Consider the following 18,358-nt stretch of genomic DNA (forward strand, 5'->3'; position numbering starts at 1 on the left):
GCCGTTATGGTTACTCAAGTTGGTTACTAAAGCCTGAACCGGTGGATGATTTCGAGAAACAAAATGCAGAACGCAGAAGTAAACGCTGCATCTTTCATGAATGAACCTGGCTAAGCCGCATGCTCCTGCCGGCTATCGACCGGCGTTTCCTCCCGCTCGAACATGCCGTAGTCTCGAACGACATTGCCGATGCGCAGGCGATAGTCGGCGAAGATGCCCTTGCGGCCTGCCTTTTGCGCGGCGCGGTGGGCGTCGAGATTGCGCCACTGTCTGACCGCCTCCTCGTCACGCCAGAAGGACAAGGACAGCAGCTTGCCGCGCATCGTCAGGCTTTCGAAGCGCTCAACCGAAATGAAGCCGTCGATCTTTTCCAGTTCGGCGCGCAACTCGCCGGCAAGGTCGAGGTATTTGTGGCGTTCGCCCATAACGGGCACGACTTCGAAGATGACGGCGATCATGGCAGCACCGGCGCAGAATGAGGAACGGACACGTTCTTCAGGAAGATGCGGTCTTCCTTCAGGATGAAGCGCTCGCGTTTGGCGAATTCGTAGTTCGCCTTGCCGAGCGGATCGGCTGCAAGGCGGGCGCGATAGGCCTCATAGGCAGCGAGGGTCTCGACATTGTAGACGCCGTAGGCAGTCGTTGCGGACCCCTCGTGCGGGCCGAAATAGCCGATGAGATCGGCACCGTTGCGTGGAATTGCCTGCCCCCAGGCACGCGCATACTCGGTAAAGGCATCCTTTTTGAAGGGGTCGATTTCGTAGCGGATGAAGCAGGTCAGCATCACTTTTCTCCTTTGCTTGTGAAGAAGTTTTCGCACATTGCGCGACCACAATGCTTCGGTTACGATCGAAGTATGAAAGAAGGACCGGATATTGCCCAGATCGGAGCGCTGATCGGCGATCCAGCACGCGCCAACATGCTGGCTGCGCTGTCAAGCGGACGGGCCTTGACGGCAACCGAGCTTGCGGCAGTCGGCGGCATCACCTTGCAGACGGCAAGCACGCATCTCGCCAAGCTCGAAACCGGCGGCCTGCTTACCCAGCGAAAGCAGGGTCGTCACCGCTATTTCAAACTTGCAGACGAAGCAACTGCCCTTTTGATCGAGACCATGATGGGTTTTGCTGCAAGCCGCGGACATCTGCGCCACCAGCCGGGTCCGAAGGAACCGGCGCTGCGCAAGGCACGCATCTGCTACGACCATCTGGCCGGCGATTACGGCGTGCGCATGCTCGACAGTCTCGTGGCTTCGGGTGCGATCGAGGCAATCGGCGAAGGATTGGCGGTCACCCCGAAAGGCGAGAGCCGGCTCCAATGCATCGGCATAGATGTCTCCGGCCTCAGAGCGTCCCGCCGGCCGCTCTGCCGCTCATGTCTCGACTGGAGCGAACGCCGCGCGCATCTGGCCGGCAGTCTCGGCAAGGCGCTGCTTTCGACTTTCTTCGACAGGGGTTGGGCGCGGCGGACGGCGGAAAGCCGCACCGTGAACTTTTCGCCCCAAGGCGAGCAGCAGTTCCTGTCACTCTTTCCGCTGGAAGCCTGAGCTGCCAAAACGTCAGCCGCGAGCTGCCCGCGCGGCGCATTCCAGACATGCCGGCGTACCGGTTGAGCTTTCGACGGCCATCGTGTAAGTCCGCATCATCCCCAACAAGGCTTGAGAGTACATGGACGGCTTCGACCTCATTATCTTCGACTGCGACGGCGTTCTGGTCGATTCCGAAATCATTGCGGCGGATGTGGAGTCCAAGCTTCTGACTGACGCAGGCTATCCGATCAGTGGCGAAGAGATGGCGGAGCGCTTCGCAGGCATGACCTGGAAGAACATTCTTCTGCAGGTGGAACGCGAAGCGAGCATTCCACTTTCCGCCTCGCTGCTCGACAAATCCGAAAAGCTGCTCGACCTGCGCCTCGAACAGGACGTCCAGGCGATTCCAGGCGTCGAGTTCGCCATCTCGCGCCTTGCCTTGAAGCGTTGCGTCTGCTCGAATTCCAGCACGCACCGGCTCGACATGATGCTCGGAAAGGTGGGGCTGAAAAAGCTGTTTGATCCCAACGTCTTTTCCGCAAAAGATCTCGGGCCGGATCGCGTCAAGCCGAAGCCGGACATCTTCTTGCATGGCGCCGAAAAGATGGGCGTCTCGCCGTCGAAGACCGTCGTCGTCGAAGATTCAGTCCATGGCGTCCATGCGGCACGCCATGCCGGCATGCGCGTCATCGGCTTCACCGGCGCATCGCATACCTATTCCTCGCACGCCGACCGCCTGACGGATGCCGGAGCGGAGACGGTCATCTCGCGGATGAAGGACCTGCCGGAAGTCGTTGCCGCTCTTTCGGAATGGGCTGGCGTCTTCTGAAAAAGGGGGCCGGCGCCGGCTCTTAGCTGCTCTTCTTGGTCTTTGCAGCCGGGCCCTGATCGAAACCGACATTGACGCGGACCAGCGCGCCGGAGCCGACGGGCAGCTTGAAGCCGTCCTTGCGGAAGAGGACCTGGGCGGCCGTCTGCCCCGCCGGAATTTCGGCAGTAAACGGAACCACTTCCGTCGTAACCACATCCTGGCCGTCGAAGGCGGTAATCCGGACCGGCAGCGTAATGCGGCCGGGGCCGCCGGCCGGGCCGGCGATCAGGCGGATCTGCGCCACGATCGTCATCGTCAGGTTCTGTTCGTTCAGCGTGCACTGACGCGTGTAGTCGCCGATTGCCGCCTGATGGACGATCTGGCTGTTGTCACCCGTCTTGCCTTTGGCATAGGTGCGGAAGATCGCGTCCTGATCCTTCATGTAGATCTGCGGGCAGGAGCCCTGGACGACCGGCTGCGCAGTACCTTGGACGTTGGTCGCTGTGCCGATCGGCTTGTCGCTGGAAGATGGATTGGCGGGAGCAAGCGGCATGATCTGGGCATTGCCGTTTGGCTGCGCAGGCGCTTCGGCAGACTTGCCTTCACCGCCGACGCCCAGGGAATTGCAGCTGGCAAGAAGAGCGGCGACTGATACGGAAACGATGAGACGCGAGACTTTGCCGAACACGATTATTCCACCCTCTTACAAAGTTTCTGGCAGGCCCGAAGTCTTGCTTGCAGGGCCTTTCGTGACAGTTTGCGATGGTCTATATCAGCGGCGCAAAGAAAAATCGATTGGGTAGAACCGTTTTGACGCACATTTCGATCTGCTGCAATTCAGCCGCCGGGCTCCTCTATCCGGATTTCCTCCGGCCATAACCTCAAGGATGAAGAACGTGGACTATATCTCGACCCGCGGCGAGGCCCCATCTCTCGGCTTTTGCGATGCGTTGCTGACGGGTCTTGCGCGCGATGGCGGCCTTTATGTCCCGCGGCAATGGCCGCATTTCTCCAAGAAGGAGATCCGAGCGCTGCGCGGCAAGAGCTACCAGGAGATCGCCTTTACGATCCTGTCGCCCTTTACGAACGACGAAATTCCCGCCTCCACGTTCCGGGCGATGATCGACGAAGCTTATGGCACTTTCCGCCATCCGGCGATCGCTCCGCTCGTGCAGACGGGACAAAACAGCTTCGTCATGGAGCTTTTCCACGGCACCACGCTCGCCTTCAAGGACGTGGCAATGCAGCTTCTGGCACGCCTGATGGACTATGCGCTGGAAAAGCGCGGCGAGCGGGCTACGATCATCGGCGCAACCTCGGGAGATACGGGTGGTGCGGCCATCGACGCCTTCGCCGGCCGCGAGCGCACCGATATATTCATACTCTTCCCGCACGGCAAGGTCTCGCCGGTGCAGCAGCGGCAGATGACGACGTCAACGGCTCCCAATGTTCACGCGCTGGCGGTCAAGGGCAATTTCGACGACTGCCAGAACCTCGTCAAGGCGATGTTCAACGACGCCGCCTTCCGGCAAAAGGTTCGCCTTTCCGGTGTCAACTCGATCAACTGGGCACGCATCATGGCCCAGATCGTCTATTACTTCACGACGGCGATCGCACTCGGTGGACCGGATCGTAAGGTTTCGTTTACCGTACCGACCGGCAATTTTGGCGACATCTTCGCTGGCTACGCGGCCAAACGCATGGGCCTGCCGATCGGCAAGCTGGTGATCGCGACCAACGAGAACGACATCCTCGCCCGCACGATGAAGACCGGCCGCTACGACATGAAGGAGGTCAAGGCCACGACTTCGCCGTCGATGGACATCCAGATTTCCTCGAATTTCGAGCGCCTGCTTTTCGAAGCCTATGATCGGGACGCTTCCAAGGTGCGCCACGCAATGGACAGCCTGAAGCAGTCGAATGGCTTCGAGATCGCGCCGGAGGCGCTTGCCGCCATCAAGAAGGACTTCCGCGCCGGTCGCGCCAGCGAGAAGCAGGTGGCGCAGACGATCAAGAATACCTACGCCGCCACCGGCTATCTTCTCGATCCGCATTCGGCAATCGGCGCCTTCGTTGCCGCCAAGCACGACAAGCCGAACACGCCGATGGTGACGCTTGCGACCGCGCACCCGGCAAAATTCCCCGCCGCGGTAAAATCCGCCTCCGGTATTGACCCGACGCTTCCGACGTGGCTTGCTGGTCTGATGCTTAAGGAGGAGCGCTTCCAAGTCGTCGATCCGGAACTTAAGGCCGTTGAAGGTTTCATCAGCAAGCACACCCGGACGTGATGCGGCAGGCGCAGAAAGATAGCCAATGACAGTTGAGTGCACCCGGCTCAAATCCGGGCTGACAGTAGTAACCCAGACCATGCCGCATCTTGAAAGCGTCGCTCTGGGTGTCTGGATAAAATCGGGTTCGCGCAACGAAACGGAAGACGAGCATGGTATAGCCCACCTGCTCGAACACATGGCGTTCAAGGGTACCGCTCGTCGCTCGGCCCGCGACATCGCCGAGGAAATCGAGGATGTAGGCGGCGAAGTGAACGCTGCCACCTCGACTGAAACGACGTCCTACTACGCCCGCGTGCTGAAGGATTACGTACCGCTTGCCGTCGATATCCTCGCCGACATTCTGACCGAATCGGCCTTCGAGGAAGACGAGCTCGAACGCGAGAAGCAGGTGATCCTGCAGGAGATCAATGCGGCAAACGATACGCCCGACGACGTGGTCTTCGACAAGTTTTCCGAGATCGCCTATCGCAACCAGACGCTTGGCCGCGCCATCCTCGGCACGCCCGAGACCGTCGTCTCCTTCTCGCCGCAACAGATTCGCAACTATCTCGGCCGCAACTATACGACCGATCGGATGTTCGTCGTTGCCGCCGGCGCAGTCGATCACGACGAATTCGTGCGCATGGTGGAAGAACGCTTCGCGAGCCTGCCGACCGCGCCAAGCGCTCCACCGGTTATCGAGACCGCCCGCTATATCGGAGGCAGCGTGCGCGAGACGCGCGACCTGATGGACGCGCAGATCCTGCTCGGTTTCGAGGGCAAGGCCTATCATGCCCGCGACTTCTACTGTTCGCAGATCCTTGCCAACATCCTCGGCGGCGGCATGTCTTCCCGCCTCTTCCAGGAAGTGCGCGAAATTCGCGGCCTCTGCTATTCGATCTATGCCTTCCACTGGGGCTTTTCCGACACCGGCATCTTCGGCATCCATGCCGCAACCGGCGGCGAAAACCTTCCCGAACTCGTACCGGTGATCATTGACGAGTTGCATAAGTCTGCCGGCTTCATCGAGCAGAAGGAGATCGAGCGCGCCCGCGCGCAGATTCGCGCCCAGCTTCTGATGGGACAGGAAAGCCCTGCGGCCCGCGCCGGCCAGATCGCCCGCCAGATGATGCTCTACGGCGGCCCGATCTCCAATCAGGAAATGATGGAACGGCTGGAGGGCATCACGGTCGAGCGTCTCACCGACCTCGCCGGCCGCCTGTTCTTCGACACTGTGCCGACGCTTTCGGCAATCGGCCCGCTGGAGCAACTGGCACCGACGGAGGCTATCGTCGCCTCGCTGTCCGCTCCCCAGCCGCAGTCGAAAACTGCAAGCCGCTGAGCCCTCGTTCCATCTGCCGGGAGTGATCGATGCCAAAATCGGTTTTTCGATTCCTGTCGCGGCAGCCGGAGGCGGTGGAACTCGAGAACGACCGCTATGCGCTGAGGCTTCCGCGCTATCAGGATTTCAACCAGTGGCACAAGCTGCGCTCGGCCAGCCGCAAGTTCCTGGAGCCCTGGGAACCGACATGGCGTCGCGACGAGCTGACAGAGGGCGCCTATCGCGCCCGCGTCATCCGCGGCAAGCAGGAATACGCGTCGGGCCAGGCGATCCCGCTGTTCCTGTTCCTGAAACCGGACATGGAACTGCTTGGCGGGATCACCATCGGCTATATCCGCCGCGGCGCGGCGCAGAGCTGCATGATCGGCTACTGGATGGGCGAGAAACACGCCGGTCAAGGCCATATGTTCGCCGCACTTCAGTTGGTTATACCCTATATCTTCGCAGGGCTTGAGTTGCACCGTATCGAGGCAGCCTGTATTCCGGAGAACGCACGAAGCATTCGCCTGCTCGAGAAAGCCGGGTTTCACCGGGAAGGCTATCTGCGCGGATACTTGAAAATAAACGGTCAGTGGCATGATCACGTGATGTATTCACTGCTTGCCACCGATACGGATAGAGGCAGGAAAACCGACAGCCGATGACCACGAACCGCATGCTGCCAAAATCACCGTCCGGCCGATTGATCGCGGTGATCGCAGCTCTTTTCCTGTCGATGCTTGCGTTGGCTGCAGGCGTTGCGCAGGCGGCGGAACCCGTGAAGATTTCCCGCGACGACACCGCGCTCGATTTGACCGCGACGACGGAAATCTATGCCAATCAGGGCGAGGCATTCCAGGTCTCGACGGCCGCAGGCGCAGATGGCATCCGCCGGCGCATCGAGGTGCGTGCCAGCTCCGAAAACCACCAGGGCGACTGGGCCGTCTTTGCGCTCGCCAATGTCTCGGAAGAGCAGCTCGAGCGCGTCATCGTCGCTCCGCATTTCCGCCTCGTGAATTCCAAGCTTTTCTGGCCGGACCTCGGCTCGCAGCGGATCATGGCGATTACCCCCAGCGAGGGCTTTGCGCTCGACCGTCAGCCGAGCGACGAAGCCGATGTCTTCCGCATCACTCTGAACCCCGGCGCTGTCATCACCTTCGTCGCCGAGCTTGCGACGCCCGACCTGCCGCAGATCTACCTGTGGGAGCCGGACGCCTACAAGGACACCATCAACGCCTTCACGCTCTACCGCGGCATCGTGCTCGGGATCGCCGGCCTTCTGGCCGTGTTCCTGACGATCCTCTTCGTGGTCAAGGGAACCTCGATGCTGCCGGCAACGGCCGCACTTGCCTGGGCAGTGCTCGGCTACATCTGCGTCGACTTCGGTTTCCTCGGCAAACTCGTCAGCGTCGCCTCGGCGGACCAGCGAATATGGCGCGCCTGCGCGGAAGTGGCGCTGGCGTCGAGTTTCGTGATCTTCCTGTTCACCTATCTGAACCTCAACCGGTGGCACACCCATCTCGGCTATGCGACCCTTGCCTGGGTGCTCGGCCTCGCTTTGCTCTTCGGTGTCGCGATCTATGATCCGTCGATCGCCTCCGGTATTGCTCGGCTTTCCTTCGCGCTGACGGCGACGATGGGCATCGTGCTCATCATCTATCTCGGCTTGAACCGCTACGACCGCGCCATCTTGCTGGTGCCTGCCTGGGCGCTGATCCTGGTGTGGATATTCGGAGCCTGGCTGACCGTGACCGGCCGGCTCGACAACGACATCATTCAGCCGGCGCTCGGCGGCGGCCTCGTCCTCATCGTTCTGCTGATGGGTTTTACGGTGATGCAGCACGCCTTTGCGGGCGGTGCCTTTCAGCAGGGTCTGTTTTCCGATCTCGAACGCCAGTCGCTGGCGCTGACCGGCTCCGGCGACATGGTGTGGGACTGGGACGTGGCGCGCGACCGCGTCGTCACCATTCCGGATGTCTCCATCAAGCTTGGCTTGTCGCCGGGGACCATGCATGGCGCCGCCCGCAACTGGCTGCCGCGGCTTCACCCGGACGACCGCGACCGATTCCGCGCGACGCTGGACGTGCTGCTCGAACACCGTCGCGGACGGTTGAACCACGAGTTCCGCATCCGCGCCGAGGACGGGCATTTCCACTGGCTGCTGATCCGCGCGCGGCCGGTGCTCGGCTCGAACGGCGAAATCATCCGCTGCGTCGGCACGATCGTTGACGTCACCGAGCAGAAGAATTCCGTCGAGCGACTGCTGCACGACGCATTGCACGACAATCTTACTGGCCTGCCGAACCGTCAGCTCTTCATCGACCGCCTGCAATCGGTGCTGGCGCTGGCGCCCGGCGGCGAAACGCTCCGGCCGACGGTGATGGTGATCGATATCGACCGCTACAAGCTGGTGAACGATTCGCTTGGCGTTGCAGCCGGCGATAACATTCTGATTGCGCTGACCCGCCGCCTGCGTCGTCTGCTGAAGCCGCAGGATACGCTGGCGCGCCTTGCGGGCGACCAGTTCGGTCTCATTCTCGTTTCCGAGCGCGATCCGGCGAAGGTCGCCGATTTTGCCGATGCCGTCAGCAAGGCGATCATGGTGCCGATCAACTTCGGCAATCGAGAAATCATCCTGACGGCTTCGATCGGCCTCACCTCCTGGGTAGACCAGCAGGAAAACGCAGCCGGAATGCTGAGCGATGCCGAACTTGCCATGTATCGCGCCAAGCGCGCCGGCGGCAACCGTGTCGAACCCTTCCGCCCCGCCTTCCGCGACTTCGGTGCCGACCGCCTCCAGCTCGAATCCGATCTCCGCCGAGCCATCGAGCGCAAGGAGCTCTCGATGGTCTATCAGCCGATCGCGCGGCTGGAGGATGTCGAGATTGCCGGGTTCGAGGCGCTGATGCGCTGGGAGCATCCGAAGCGCGGCAACATCCCGCCGTCTGAGTTCATCCCGATCGCCGAGGCGTCGGACATCATCGGCCCGCTCGGCATGTTCGCGCTCGAACAGGCGACCAGCGATCTGATGGCCTGGCAGAACCAGACGGGCGAGCTGCCTATCTTCGTCTCGATCAATCTGTCGAGCGTTCAGCTCCTTAACAACGAACTCTATGACGACGTGCGTTCGGTTCTTTCGAAAACCCATTGCCAGCCGTCGCGCCTGAAGCTGGAGCTGACGGAATCGATGGTCATGGAAAATCCGGAACAGGCGCGGCTCGTGCTGCAGAAGCTCAAGGAAGCTGGCCTCGGACTGGCGCTCGACGATTTCGGCACCGGATACTCGTCGCTTGCCTATCTGACCCGCTTCCCCTTCGACACGATCAAGATCGACAAAGCGCTCGTTCGCGATGACAGCGACAAGAAGGCAACCATCCTCAGGTCGGTCATCTCCATGGCACGCGAGCTGGGGATGCAGGTGGTCGCCGAAGGAATCGAATCCAATGAGGATGCCATCGAGCTCGCCAAGATGGGCTGCAGCTACGGGCAAAGCTACCTCTTCGGCCCGCCCATGGGCTCCGATTCGGTGCTGCGCCTGCTGAAGGAACGCTTTCCACTGACGAAACGGGCTTAGGCTTACAATCAGGCCTGGCAACGACCCTACCCCGTCATCTCCCGAGGGGGGCGGGGAAACCGGGATGCCCGCTGCTTTTCGATGGTCCGAGAGCTTTGCAAGCGTCAACCCCATGCACCTTCTGCCTCGGGGAAGGATGCCGGCAGGCGGATGAGGGCTATGCCGCAGCCTTTCGCGACATCGCACTGGCGAGCTGAATGAGCTTGTGCAGATATTCCAGCTTCGCGACGACAGCCTGCGACAGCACGAAAGGATAGGAATCCGGCTGGCCCATGCTGCGCTGAATGGCGTTAATTGCCACACTGAGCGGAACCCAGGCGCTGACGAGCTGTTCGGCGCTTTGCGCCCTGTAGGGATCGAAATCCACTTCCGAGGCCATTTCCTCATGGCCGCGGGGATCGATGGCGATGCCGAAGGCGCGTGCCGTTTCCAGCGTATCAACGATATGGAGGTAGTGCGCGAAGCACTCGGCAAAATCTTCCCACGGATGCGAGGATGCATAAGCGCTGATGAAGCTCTCCTGCCAGCCGAAGGGTGGACCGCTGGCATAATGGTTCTGAAGGGCTGCACCGTAATCCTGTCGTTCGTCGCCGAAGACGGCGCGGAAGGCATCCAAGCCGTTCCTGTCCCGCACTAGCTTGTTCCAGACGAAGTGGCCAGCCTCATGGCGGAAGTGGCCGAGCAGCGTGCGGTAAGGCTCGTTCATCATGGTGCGCGCTTGTTCGCGGGTGGCGTCGTCGGCCTCCGCCGCACGGATGGCGATCAGGCCCTCCTCATGCCCGGTCATCGCGGGAAGGATATTGCCGTCGGTCTGAACCGTATCTTCGAGGAAATCGAAAACGAGGCCGCCGACGGGATCCTCCTGGCGATCCGGATGGGGCAGGTTCCAGCGCAGCAGCGAATAGAACAGATGGCGCTGCGCCTGGCTGATGCGGCGCCAGCGGGCGATGCCGTCCTGTGTTCCGGTATTCGGCACCAGCCTGTTGTGGCGGCAGGCGATGCAGAAATCATTCGCGTCCTCATCGGACAGCAGCCAGTTGCAGATATCAAGACCGGCATTGGCGCAGAAGCGGATCCGGCGCTCCGGACGTGCGACGAGCTGCCACTGCATTTCGTCGCGCGGCTCGAGCGCGTGCACGGAGAGATCGCCAGGCAGGAAGCCGAGGCGATGATTGCAGCGGACGCAATGGCGGTTGTCGAAGTGGACGACCTGGTCGCAATTATCGCAGGCAAAGAGCCTCATGATTTACCTCGACGAATGGTGACGAACCAAAATGCCTGCTGCGCAGCGCGCAACAGGCATTTCGGCCGCGCGCCGTCTGGCACGCTTGCCGGAAGAAAACGTCACGTCAACGAAATCGTTCCTGGATTAAGATATCACGCATGCCCCGCTTCGGCGGAGAGCATGGCGGCCGTGATGCCCATGCCCGCGAGAGCGCGCTCGTACTTGTCATCGAGATTGCGGTCGAAGATCAGCGCCTCGTTGGCAGCGCAGGTCAACCAGCCGTTGCTGGCGACTTCCATTTCCAGCTGGCCCGCACCCCAGGAGGAATATCCGAGCATCATCATGGCCCTCTTCGGCCCGCCGCCCTTGGAAATCGCACGGACGATGTCGAGCGTCGCCGTCAGGCAGATATCGTCGCTGATCGGAATGCTGGATTCGCTTATATAATCATCGGAATGCAGCACGAAGCCGCGGCCGCTTTCCACGGGACCGCCTGTCTGGATCGGGAAATCCCGCGCATGCTCCGGCAGAACAATCGGCTCCTGGTCGTTGACCATTTCGAGATGCAGCAGCACGTCCGTGAAGGTGAGGCTTTGGGGGCGGTTGATGATGAAGCCCATGGCACCAGCATCGGAATGGGCGCAGATATAGATGACCGTGCGAAAGAAGTTGCTATCTTCCATGCCCGGCATCGCAATCAGGAACTGCCCGTCGAAAAAGCCGCGTTCCCGTCTGTTTTTCAGCGTGGATAAGGACATACTTCCTCCTGCTGCCAGACCGCTACCAACAGCCTTATAAGAGAAACATGGGGCAATGCCGCAGATCAATCAACTGAAAATGAAGAATTAGATGGCCGAACTTCTGGCAGCGAAAGGCGTTTTTCGTTAAACCGTTGTTCCATGACGATTATTTTTCGCAGGTTTCGCCAGTTTCTGCACGCCGCCATCTGCGCCGCCGCGCTGGCCGGTTCGCTCGGGCCGGCGCGCGCCGAGATGAGCGGCTGGATCGACAATGTGGGCGGCCGGATGCGGCTGGTCGCGCTGCCGCCCGGCCACGACGGCACGATACACGGTGCGCTGCAGATCGAGCCGAAGCCCGGCTGGATCACCTATTGGCGCGAGCCGGGCAACAGCGGCATACCACCCCAGATCACGGTCGCCCCGGAAAGCGGCATCACGCTGACGGCAATACGCTATCCCGTGCCAAAACATCTCATCGACGGCACGATAGACGACATCGCCTATGACGGGCCCGTTTCGCTGCCGCTGACCTTCTCGGCAAAAGGCGCCTCCCGGCCGCTCGAACTGAAGGCGAGCGCGTTCATCGGCATCTGCAAGGATATCTGCATTCCGTTTCAGGCCGAATTCACACTTCCCATCGGGCCCGCCAATCAGTCGCGGCCCGAAGAGGAGGCAATCTTGAAGAATGCCGAGGCCTCCCTGCCGGAAAAGCCGTCGTCGCAGTTCAAGGTGATTTCTCACAAGTTCTCCGAGGATATGAAAGAGCTCTGGCTGCAGGTTGCCTTGCCTGATGGCGGCGACACCGCGCCGGAGGTGATCCTTACGGGGCCAAACGGATATGCCTTCACCAGGAAGCTGATGAGCAAGCGCGACGGAAGGATTTTTTCAACGTCGATCGCCGTCGACAAGCTGCCGAAGAATCACGAGATCGCCCGCAAAAGCTGGAGCGTTCTGATCATCGACGGCGGCCGCGCCATGGAGACGCTGCTTGCCTTTGACTGACCGGCCCTTATAGTCGGCTGCAACCCCGCGGCTGCCCCCGCCGCAATCATAAACACCGAGGAGAATCCCATGACCATCGCGATCGGCGATAAGCTTCCTGCCGCCACGTTCAAGGAAAAGACGGCCGACGGACCGGTCGAAGTTTCGACGGATCAGCTCTTCAAGGGCAAGCGTGTCGTGCTTTTCGCCGTACCCGGCGCCTTCACGCCGACTTGCTCGCTGAACCACCTGCCGGGCTATCTCGAAAACCGCGATTCCATCCTTGCCAAGGGCGTCGACGATATCGCCGTTCTCTCCGTCAACGACTGGCACGTCATGGGCGCCTGGGCCGAACAGTCCGGTGGCATGGGCAAGATCCACTTCCTCGCCGACTGGGACGCCGGCTTCACCAAGGCGCTCGGCCTGGACGCTGACCTTTCCGCCGGCGGCCTCGGCTTCCGCTCCAAGCGCTATTCGATGCTCGTCGAAGACGGTGTCGTCAAATCCCTGAACGTCGAAGAGAGCCCCGGCCAAGCCACGATCTCAGGGGCGGCCACGATGATAGAGCAGCTCTGAGGCGGCGGCCAGAAGGCGTGGAGAGGCGGCCGGACCCGGCCGCTTCAAAGCGGTAGGCGTTCTATTGGCGCAGGTTCTTGCCGACCCTGCCGGTATTCCCGGTGCCGAACACGCGATAGCCAGGCGCTTTGGCCGTTGCCGGTCCAAATGCCTGATGATGCGCCTGTGGCCGGGGCTCCGCCACGTTGCGTCTTGCACGTATTTCAATTTCCCTGCTACGGGGTGGACTGTCTGCCACCATGATGTTACTATCATTCCGAGAGTAACTCGCTATCGAATTGCCATGAACAATCAGAATCTTCTAGACGAGCCGTGCCCCATCGCGCGCAGCCTGGCATTTATCGGCGACGCGTGGAGCATGTTGATTCTCAGGGATGCGAATGCGGGCCTCACTCGTTTTGACGAGTTCCGCAAAAGTCTCGGCATTGCACCAACGATCCTGACACGTCGTCTCGCGATGCTGACGGAGGAGGGCTTGCTGGAAAAGCGGCGCTACTTGGATCGACCCCCGCGAGAAGAATACGTGCTGACGGCTGCCGGACGCGACTTTCTACCGGTGCTCTTCATGATCGGCGCATGGGGATGCAAGTACCGCGGCGGCGGCAAGCTGACACGGTTTGTGGACGCTGAAGCTGGAACGGAGATTGATCCCATCGCCGTGGATGGCGTTACCGGTGCACGGATCGGGTCTCGGGCGATACGCGTTGTCAAGCCGGAATGATTTCAGGCATGGCTTATCCCGTTCGTACAGGTAAACCCTTCTAATAGTATATTACGTGCGAGTCCGAAACGGTGAGCTGAAAATCCGACTTCGGGCGAGCATGAAAGTTTTGATCGAACTCGAACCCGACTCAGAACGAAAATCGCTTCCCTATCGATAGCGGCACTATCTTCTCATCACCAAAGGCTTTTGCCAAAGCCGTCATGGCACGCCAGCCGGTGCAGTGACCGGCGACGATGTAAGCTGGGTTGAATTCGCGCATCGATTTCCACGGTTTCAGGAAGGTTTTCCTCGTTCGACCCAGCCAAATGCAAGCCACCGACAACGGCGTGAATTGGTACGTCTTGGAACGTCCGTTTTGCATGCTTCAGTACGTTTATTGTTCCAGCGTGCGAGCACGCTGCGAACACGATTAGACCCTTTCCCGCGACATTCACGGCAACAAACCGCTCATCCATGGTAAACTCATCAAGCTCCCAACCGTCACCGTCCAGCTTTTTCCTGTACTGACCAGGGGCCGCGCTCAAATTTGGCTATCAATGGTGGCAATGACTTTAGGGGCAGAGGCGTTGCCGCCACCCCTAACAACTGATCAGATTCTCTACGCCACGTTGCGCCAAGTCGTCAGCCGGGTAGTTGTGTCCACTGGACAATTTCTCGATAATCGGCAGTAACTCCGGCCTTTTCCGGCCCTTGGCGGAATAGGTCAGCTCTGATCCGAGCCTGCCAATCCGAGAGCCAGCGTCATATCATTGATGATCCCTAGACGCGCTTCGATCACTGCGATTTTCTCGGGGGTGTCGGCACAAGAAGCCTCGATGTCGATAAACAATTGCTCGCAACCACCAGGGGTGACGGTCCCGAACATCTGGCCGGGTTCGTCGCTTATATTTCGCCAACCGTGTCGCACGTGTGGTGGCAGAACGACGACAGTTCCTGGAGGTGCGTCGAACTCCTCGTCACCGCATTGGAAACGATATAGTCCACAGACCACGCGAAAGACTTCAGTCTCTCGCGTGTGAGTGTGGGGAGCCGGGCCTTGACCCGGCGGAGTGAAGGTTTCCCACATTCCGACAGTGCCTCCAGTCTCTGCGGCCGTGGCATGAATTACAATCTTTGCACCAAAAGGCGTCTTTGCTATGCGCTCCTTGCCAGGCAAAGAGACAACTGCATTCCGGAAAGGTGACATGGCCAAATCCTCGTCGGTTGCAATCCATATAGCATAGCACTGGAAGGTGGTTAATCCCGGTGAGAGCCGCTTCGTTCGTGGCAAGTGCCCCCGAATTTTGACGTCGCTGCTGATGGCTCGTCATAGATCGGAGGGGCGAAACTCTCGGCGCCCAGGCCCTCGAAGCGCTCCATCCATTGGCCCCTCCTCCCGCGCATTCTGGGAAATAACGAAATCGTCTAGGTGTGGCTTTTGCAGCATGACAGGGCGAGCCCTTTTTCGCGGTGCGTATTTTTCGGCCGGCTCGCCAATGCCGTCAATTTGCCATATTCGTTATAACATAACTGTAACGTTATTACATTCATGAACTGTCCTCTATGAAGAGATTGCCTTTCGTGTCCGGTCTGCTCCTGCCCTCCGCCGTTTCGCGTGTCGCCTGCGTGCTCATCCTCGTCGGTGTGCTCTGGACGGCGATCCATTGGGCTATTGTCCTGCCATGAGCGGCGCGTTGATCACGCTCGACAACCTGACCGTCGCCTATGATCGCCACCCGGCTGTGCATCATGTTTCCGGCTCCATTCTCGCCGGCAGCCTGACGGCGATCGCGGGACCAAACGGCGCAGGTAAATCGACGCTTCTGAAAGCCATCATGGGCGAGCTGCGGCCGGCCGAGGGGCGGATTTCTCATAAGCTGCAGCGCACCGATTTCGGCTACCTGCCGCAAGCGGCTGAAATCAACCGGCGCTTTCCGATCTCGGTCTTCGACGCCGTGCTTCTCGGTGCGTGGCGAAGCAGCGGCGCCTTCGGACGCGTGTTGGCCCATGAGGCCGACAAGGCCCACGAAGCGCTTTGCGCAGTCGGCCTCGAGGGTTTCGAGAAACGCCATATCGGTTCTTTGTCGGCCGGGCAGTTCCAACGCGTGCTCTTTGCCCGGCTGCTGCTGCAGGATGCCAAGCTCATGCTGCTCGACGAGCCGTTCACGGCCATCGACGCCCGCACGACAAAGGACCTGCTCGATATCGTCGCGCGCTGGCACGGCTGCGGGCGGACCGTCGTTGCGGTGCTGCACGATTTCGACCAGGTGCGGGCGCATTTCCCGCAGACGCTGCTGATCGCGCGGACTCTGATCGGCTGGGGGCCGACCGGCCACGTGATGTCGCCCGCCAATCTCCTCAAGGCGCGTGCCATGGCCGAGCGCTGGGACGAGGATGCAAGACCCTGCGAGCCTGCGGCATGACGGCCTACGACATCTTCCTCGCGCCGTTTGCCGATTACGGTTTCATGCGCCGCGCACTCGTCGCCTGCCTCTGCCTTGGTCTCGGCGCCGGCCCGATCGGCGTCTTCCTCATGCTGCGGCGCATGAGCCTGATGGGCGATGCGATGAGTCATGCCGTGCTGCCGGGTGCGGCGATCGGCTACCTGGTTGCGGGATCGCTGTCGCTGACTGCCATGGGCATCGGCGGCCTCATCGCCGGGCTCTCCGTCGCGCTGCTTTCCGGCATCGTCAGCCGAACGACGGCGCTGCAGGAGGATGCCAGCTTCGCAAGCTTCTATCTCGCCTCGCTGGCGCTCGGCGTGCTGATCGTTTCGCTGCGCGGATCGAATATCGACCTGCTGCATGTGCTCTTCGGCACCGTTCTGGCGATCGACGCTCCTTCTCTCCTCCAGATCGGGGCGATCACCTCGGTCACGCTCGTCGTTCTCGCCGCCATATACCGGCCGCTGGTGGCCGAATGCTTCGACCCAGGGTTCCTCAAAGCCGTCGGCGGCCGCGGACCTGTCTATCATGTGCTTTTCCTGCTGCTCGTCGTGCTCAACCTCGTCGCCAGCTTCCAGGCCCTCGGCACGCTGATGGCCGTTGGGCTGATGATGCTGCCAGCGGTAATCGCACAGCTCTGGTCACGCCGCCTGCCATCGATGATGGCGATCGCGGTGATCAGCGCCACCTTCTCCGGCTATCTCGGCCTTGTCGCCTCCTACCATCTCGAGCTCGCCTCCGGTCCGACCATCATCATGACGGCGGCGGCAATCTACGTGCTTTCCATCCTCCTCGCGCCGGCGGGCCTTGCCCGGCGCCTCTTTCCCCGCCCGCGTCTTTCGGGCTGAACCCAAGGAGACTTCGATGATTCCCCGCAGACTGCTTCCTTGCGCGGCCCTTCCCGCGCTAATCGCCTTTTCGTCGGCGCCAGCCTGTGCCGAAACGCTGAAGGTGGTTGCCTCCTTCACCGTGCTTGCCGACGTCGTCAGCCAGATCGGCGGCGAGAATGTGAAAGTCACGAGCCTCGTCGGCCCGAATGGCGACCCCCATGAGTTCGAGCCGTCGCCTGCCGATGCGAAGCATCTGAAGGCCGCGCAGGTGACCTTCGTCAGCGGCGAAGGCCTGGAGGGCTGGATGGACCGGTTGATTTCCGCTTCCGGCTACAAGAAAGCGCCGGTCAACGTTTCCGAGGGCATCAAGACCCGCACCATGGAGGAGGACGGCAGGACCGTCACCGATCCCCACGTCTGGAACAGCCCAGTCAACGTGAAGGTCTGGGTCGCCAGTATTGAGAAGGCGCTGTCGGCCGCCGATCCGGCGGATGCCGGCACATTCAGGGCCAATGCCGAGCGCTACACGAAGACGCTCGACGCGCTTGACGCTTATGCCCATTCCAAGTTCGACACGCTTCCGCACGACCGGCGCAAGGTACTGACGAGCCACGACGCCTTCGGCTATTTCGGCCGCGAGTACAATGTCAGCTTCCTCGCGCCGCTGGGCATGTCAACCGAAACGGAGGCGTCTGCCGCAGAAGTCGCCAAGCTGATCGAGCAGATCAAGGCCGAACACGTGAAGAGCTACTTCTTCGAAAACTCGAACGATCCCCGCCTCGTCAGGCAGGTCGCCACGGCAACGGGTGCGGAACCTGGCGGCGAGCTTTATGTCGAATCGCTTTCGGATCAGAAGGGGCCGGCGCCGACCTTCGAGAAGATGTTCCGCTACAATGTCGACCAGCTGGCCGCGGCGATGGCAAAATCGAGCTGATTGGTGCCGCAGCCTGACTCAGAGATTGAAATCAAAGACCAGGAGGCCGGCAAGGCCTCCGTCCGTCGAGGAGACGATGCGCTCGCCGACGGCCACATGCTCGGGATGCACGAGATAGGCATCTCGCGCCTCGGCATTTTCGAAGGTCACCACGAAGCCGTCGACGAAGCCGCCATGCAGCCCTTCCGGCGAGACGTTTGGACCATATCTGACATCGAGAATGCCCGGGATCACCTCCTTCAGCGCCACGACCGAAGCGAGCAATGCCTGCTTCTCCTCGCCGGTCATCGCAGCCTTCAGCCGCAGCAATACGCAATGCAGGATCATATGGTGGTCTCCAATGGCGTTGCCGGCACAATAGAGGGAACGGACCAGAGGGCAAGGGGATTGCAGCGACTTCCCGCTGCTCTACTTGAAACCGCGT

General features: G+C 60.9%; 20 protein-coding genes. 12 read left to right on the top strand and 8 right to left on the bottom strand.

Annotation, left to right across the window (positions count from 1 at the left end; genetic code table 11):
• Positions 1-110: 110 nt before the first annotated feature.
• Both EV130_RS08480 and EV130_RS08485 read right to left on the bottom strand, forming a co-directional pair.
• Positions 111-458 (bottom strand): antibiotic biosynthesis monooxygenase family protein, encoded by a 348-nt coding sequence (locus EV130_RS08480; protein ID WP_074060488.1) that lies wholly within the window; start codon positions 456-458, stop codon positions 111-113.
• The gene (locus EV130_RS08485; RefSeq protein ID WP_074060487.1) at positions 455-784 is read right to left on the bottom strand and encodes an NIPSNAP family protein; all 330 of its coding nucleotides are present in this window, start codon (positions 782-784) and stop codon (positions 455-457) included. The genes EV130_RS08480 and EV130_RS08485 overlap by 4 nt, the downstream gene beginning before the upstream one ends.
• A 72-nt stretch (positions 785-856) precedes the next feature.
• Between EV130_RS08485 and EV130_RS08490 the strand changes: the two genes are divergently transcribed.
• The gene (locus tag EV130_RS08490; protein WP_074060486.1) at positions 857-1,543 is read left to right on the top strand and encodes an ArsR/SmtB family transcription factor; all 687 of its coding nucleotides are present in this window, start codon (positions 857-859) and stop codon (positions 1,541-1,543) included.
• A 121-nt stretch (positions 1,544-1,664) separates the two neighbouring features.
• Positions 1,665-2,354, top strand: a complete 690-nt coding sequence (locus tag EV130_RS08495) for an HAD family hydrolase (protein ID WP_132659991.1) — start codon at positions 1,665-1,667, stop codon at positions 2,352-2,354.
• Between the two features lie 22 nt (positions 2,355-2,376).
• On the opposite strand, the gene EV130_RS08500 is transcribed toward EV130_RS08495, so the two are convergent.
• A complete protein-coding gene (locus EV130_RS08500) occupies positions 2,377-3,027 on the bottom strand; it encodes a hypothetical protein (RefSeq protein WP_196776325.1) in 651 nt (216 codons plus the stop codon).
• A gap of 205 nt (positions 3,028-3,232) precedes the next feature.
• Between EV130_RS08500 and thrC the strand changes: the two genes are divergently transcribed.
• Genes thrC through EV130_RS08520 form a run of 4 tightly spaced genes read left to right on the top strand, consistent with a single transcriptional unit; the run spans position 3,233 to position 9,501 of the window.
• Positions 3,233-4,624: a threonine synthase gene (gene thrC, locus EV130_RS08505; protein ID WP_420493367.1), complete on the top strand. Its 1,392-nt coding sequence runs from the start codon at positions 3,233-3,235 to the stop codon at positions 4,622-4,624.
• Between the two features lie 25 nt (positions 4,625-4,649).
• On the top strand, positions 4,650-5,948 hold the full coding sequence (locus tag EV130_RS08510; RefSeq protein WP_074060482.1) for a M16 family metallopeptidase: 1,299 nt from the start codon (positions 4,650-4,652) through the stop codon (positions 5,946-5,948).
• A 29-nt stretch (positions 5,949-5,977) separates the two neighbouring features.
• Complete coding sequence (locus tag EV130_RS08515) at positions 5,978-6,592, top strand: GNAT family N-acetyltransferase (protein WP_074060481.1); 615 nt, start codon at positions 5,978-5,980, stop codon at positions 6,590-6,592.
• Positions 6,589-9,501 (top strand): sensor domain-containing phosphodiesterase, encoded by a 2,913-nt coding sequence (locus tag EV130_RS08520; RefSeq protein WP_074060480.1) that lies wholly within the window; start codon positions 6,589-6,591, stop codon positions 9,499-9,501. Before EV130_RS08515 ends, EV130_RS08520 begins: the two co-directional genes overlap by 4 nt.
• A 157-nt stretch (positions 9,502-9,658) precedes the next feature.
• On the opposite strand, the gene EV130_RS08525 is transcribed toward EV130_RS08520, so the two are convergent.
• Together EV130_RS08525 and EV130_RS08530 are read right to left on the bottom strand one after the other, a co-directional pair.
• Positions 9,659-10,744, bottom strand: a complete 1,086-nt coding sequence (locus EV130_RS08525; protein WP_132659993.1) for a zinc-binding metallopeptidase family protein — start codon at positions 10,742-10,744, stop codon at positions 9,659-9,661.
• A gap of 134 nt (positions 10,745-10,878) precedes the next feature.
• On the bottom strand, positions 10,879-11,484 hold the full coding sequence (locus EV130_RS08530) for a YqgE/AlgH family protein (RefSeq protein ID WP_074060478.1): 606 nt from the start codon (positions 11,482-11,484) through the stop codon (positions 10,879-10,881).
• 141 nt (positions 11,485-11,625) lie between these two features.
• Here EV130_RS08530 and EV130_RS08535 point away from each other — a divergent pair, with 141 nt between their 5' ends.
• From EV130_RS08535 to EV130_RS08545, 3 genes are all read left to right on the top strand, one after another.
• Positions 11,626-12,468 carry a protein-disulfide reductase DsbD domain-containing protein gene (locus EV130_RS08535; RefSeq protein ID WP_207900869.1) on the top strand — a complete coding sequence of 281 codons (843 nt, stop codon included), beginning with the start codon at positions 11,626-11,628 and terminating at the stop codon, positions 12,466-12,468.
• A gap of 69 nt (positions 12,469-12,537) precedes the next feature.
• On the top strand, positions 12,538-13,023 hold the full coding sequence (locus EV130_RS08540; RefSeq protein ID WP_132552054.1) for a peroxiredoxin: 486 nt from the start codon (positions 12,538-12,540) through the stop codon (positions 13,021-13,023).
• Between the two features lie 283 nt (positions 13,024-13,306).
• Positions 13,307-13,744 carry a winged helix-turn-helix transcriptional regulator gene (locus EV130_RS08545; RefSeq protein ID WP_074060476.1) on the top strand — a complete coding sequence of 146 codons (438 nt, stop codon included), beginning with the start codon at positions 13,307-13,309 and terminating at the stop codon, positions 13,742-13,744.
• A 130-nt stretch (positions 13,745-13,874) separates the two neighbouring features.
• On the opposite strand, the gene EV130_RS33850 is transcribed toward EV130_RS08545, so the two are convergent.
• Both EV130_RS33850 and EV130_RS08550 read right to left on the bottom strand, forming a co-directional pair.
• Positions 13,875-14,006, bottom strand: coding sequence for a hypothetical protein (locus EV130_RS33850; protein ID WP_281031870.1), 132 nt, complete (start codon positions 14,004-14,006; stop codon positions 13,875-13,877).
• A 444-nt stretch (positions 14,007-14,450) separates the two neighbouring features.
• Complete coding sequence (locus EV130_RS08550; protein ID WP_207900870.1) at positions 14,451-14,933, bottom strand: cupin domain-containing protein; 483 nt, start codon at positions 14,931-14,933, stop codon at positions 14,451-14,453.
• Positions 14,934-15,408: 475 nt separating this feature from the next.
• On the opposite strand from EV130_RS08550, the gene EV130_RS08555 reads away from it, so the two are divergent.
• The 3 genes from EV130_RS08555 to EV130_RS08565 are packed head-to-tail and all read left to right on the top strand — an operon-like array spanning position 15,409 to position 17,934.
• The gene (locus EV130_RS08555) at positions 15,409-16,149 is read left to right on the top strand and encodes a metal ABC transporter ATP-binding protein (RefSeq protein WP_132659995.1); all 741 of its coding nucleotides are present in this window, start codon (positions 15,409-15,411) and stop codon (positions 16,147-16,149) included.
• Positions 16,146-17,018: a metal ABC transporter permease gene (locus EV130_RS08560; protein WP_074060474.1), complete on the top strand. Its 873-nt coding sequence runs from the start codon at positions 16,146-16,148 to the stop codon at positions 17,016-17,018. Before EV130_RS08555 ends, EV130_RS08560 begins: the two co-directional genes overlap by 4 nt.
• A gap of 16 nt (positions 17,019-17,034) precedes the next feature.
• Positions 17,035-17,934 (top strand): metal ABC transporter substrate-binding protein, encoded by a 900-nt coding sequence (locus tag EV130_RS08565; RefSeq protein WP_132659997.1) that lies wholly within the window; start codon positions 17,035-17,037, stop codon positions 17,932-17,934.
• An 18-nt stretch (positions 17,935-17,952) separates the two neighbouring features.
• Here the strand turns inward: EV130_RS08565 and EV130_RS08570 are convergent, their stop codons facing one another.
• Complete coding sequence (locus EV130_RS08570; RefSeq protein WP_074060472.1) at positions 17,953-18,261, bottom strand: Dabb family protein; 309 nt, start codon at positions 18,259-18,261, stop codon at positions 17,953-17,955.
• Positions 18,262-18,358 lie beyond the last annotated feature (97 nt).

It is taken from the genome of Rhizobium azibense, from assembly GCF_004342325.1.
Classification (GTDB): Bacteria; Pseudomonadota; Alphaproteobacteria; order Rhizobiales; family Rhizobiaceae; genus Rhizobium; species Rhizobium etli_B.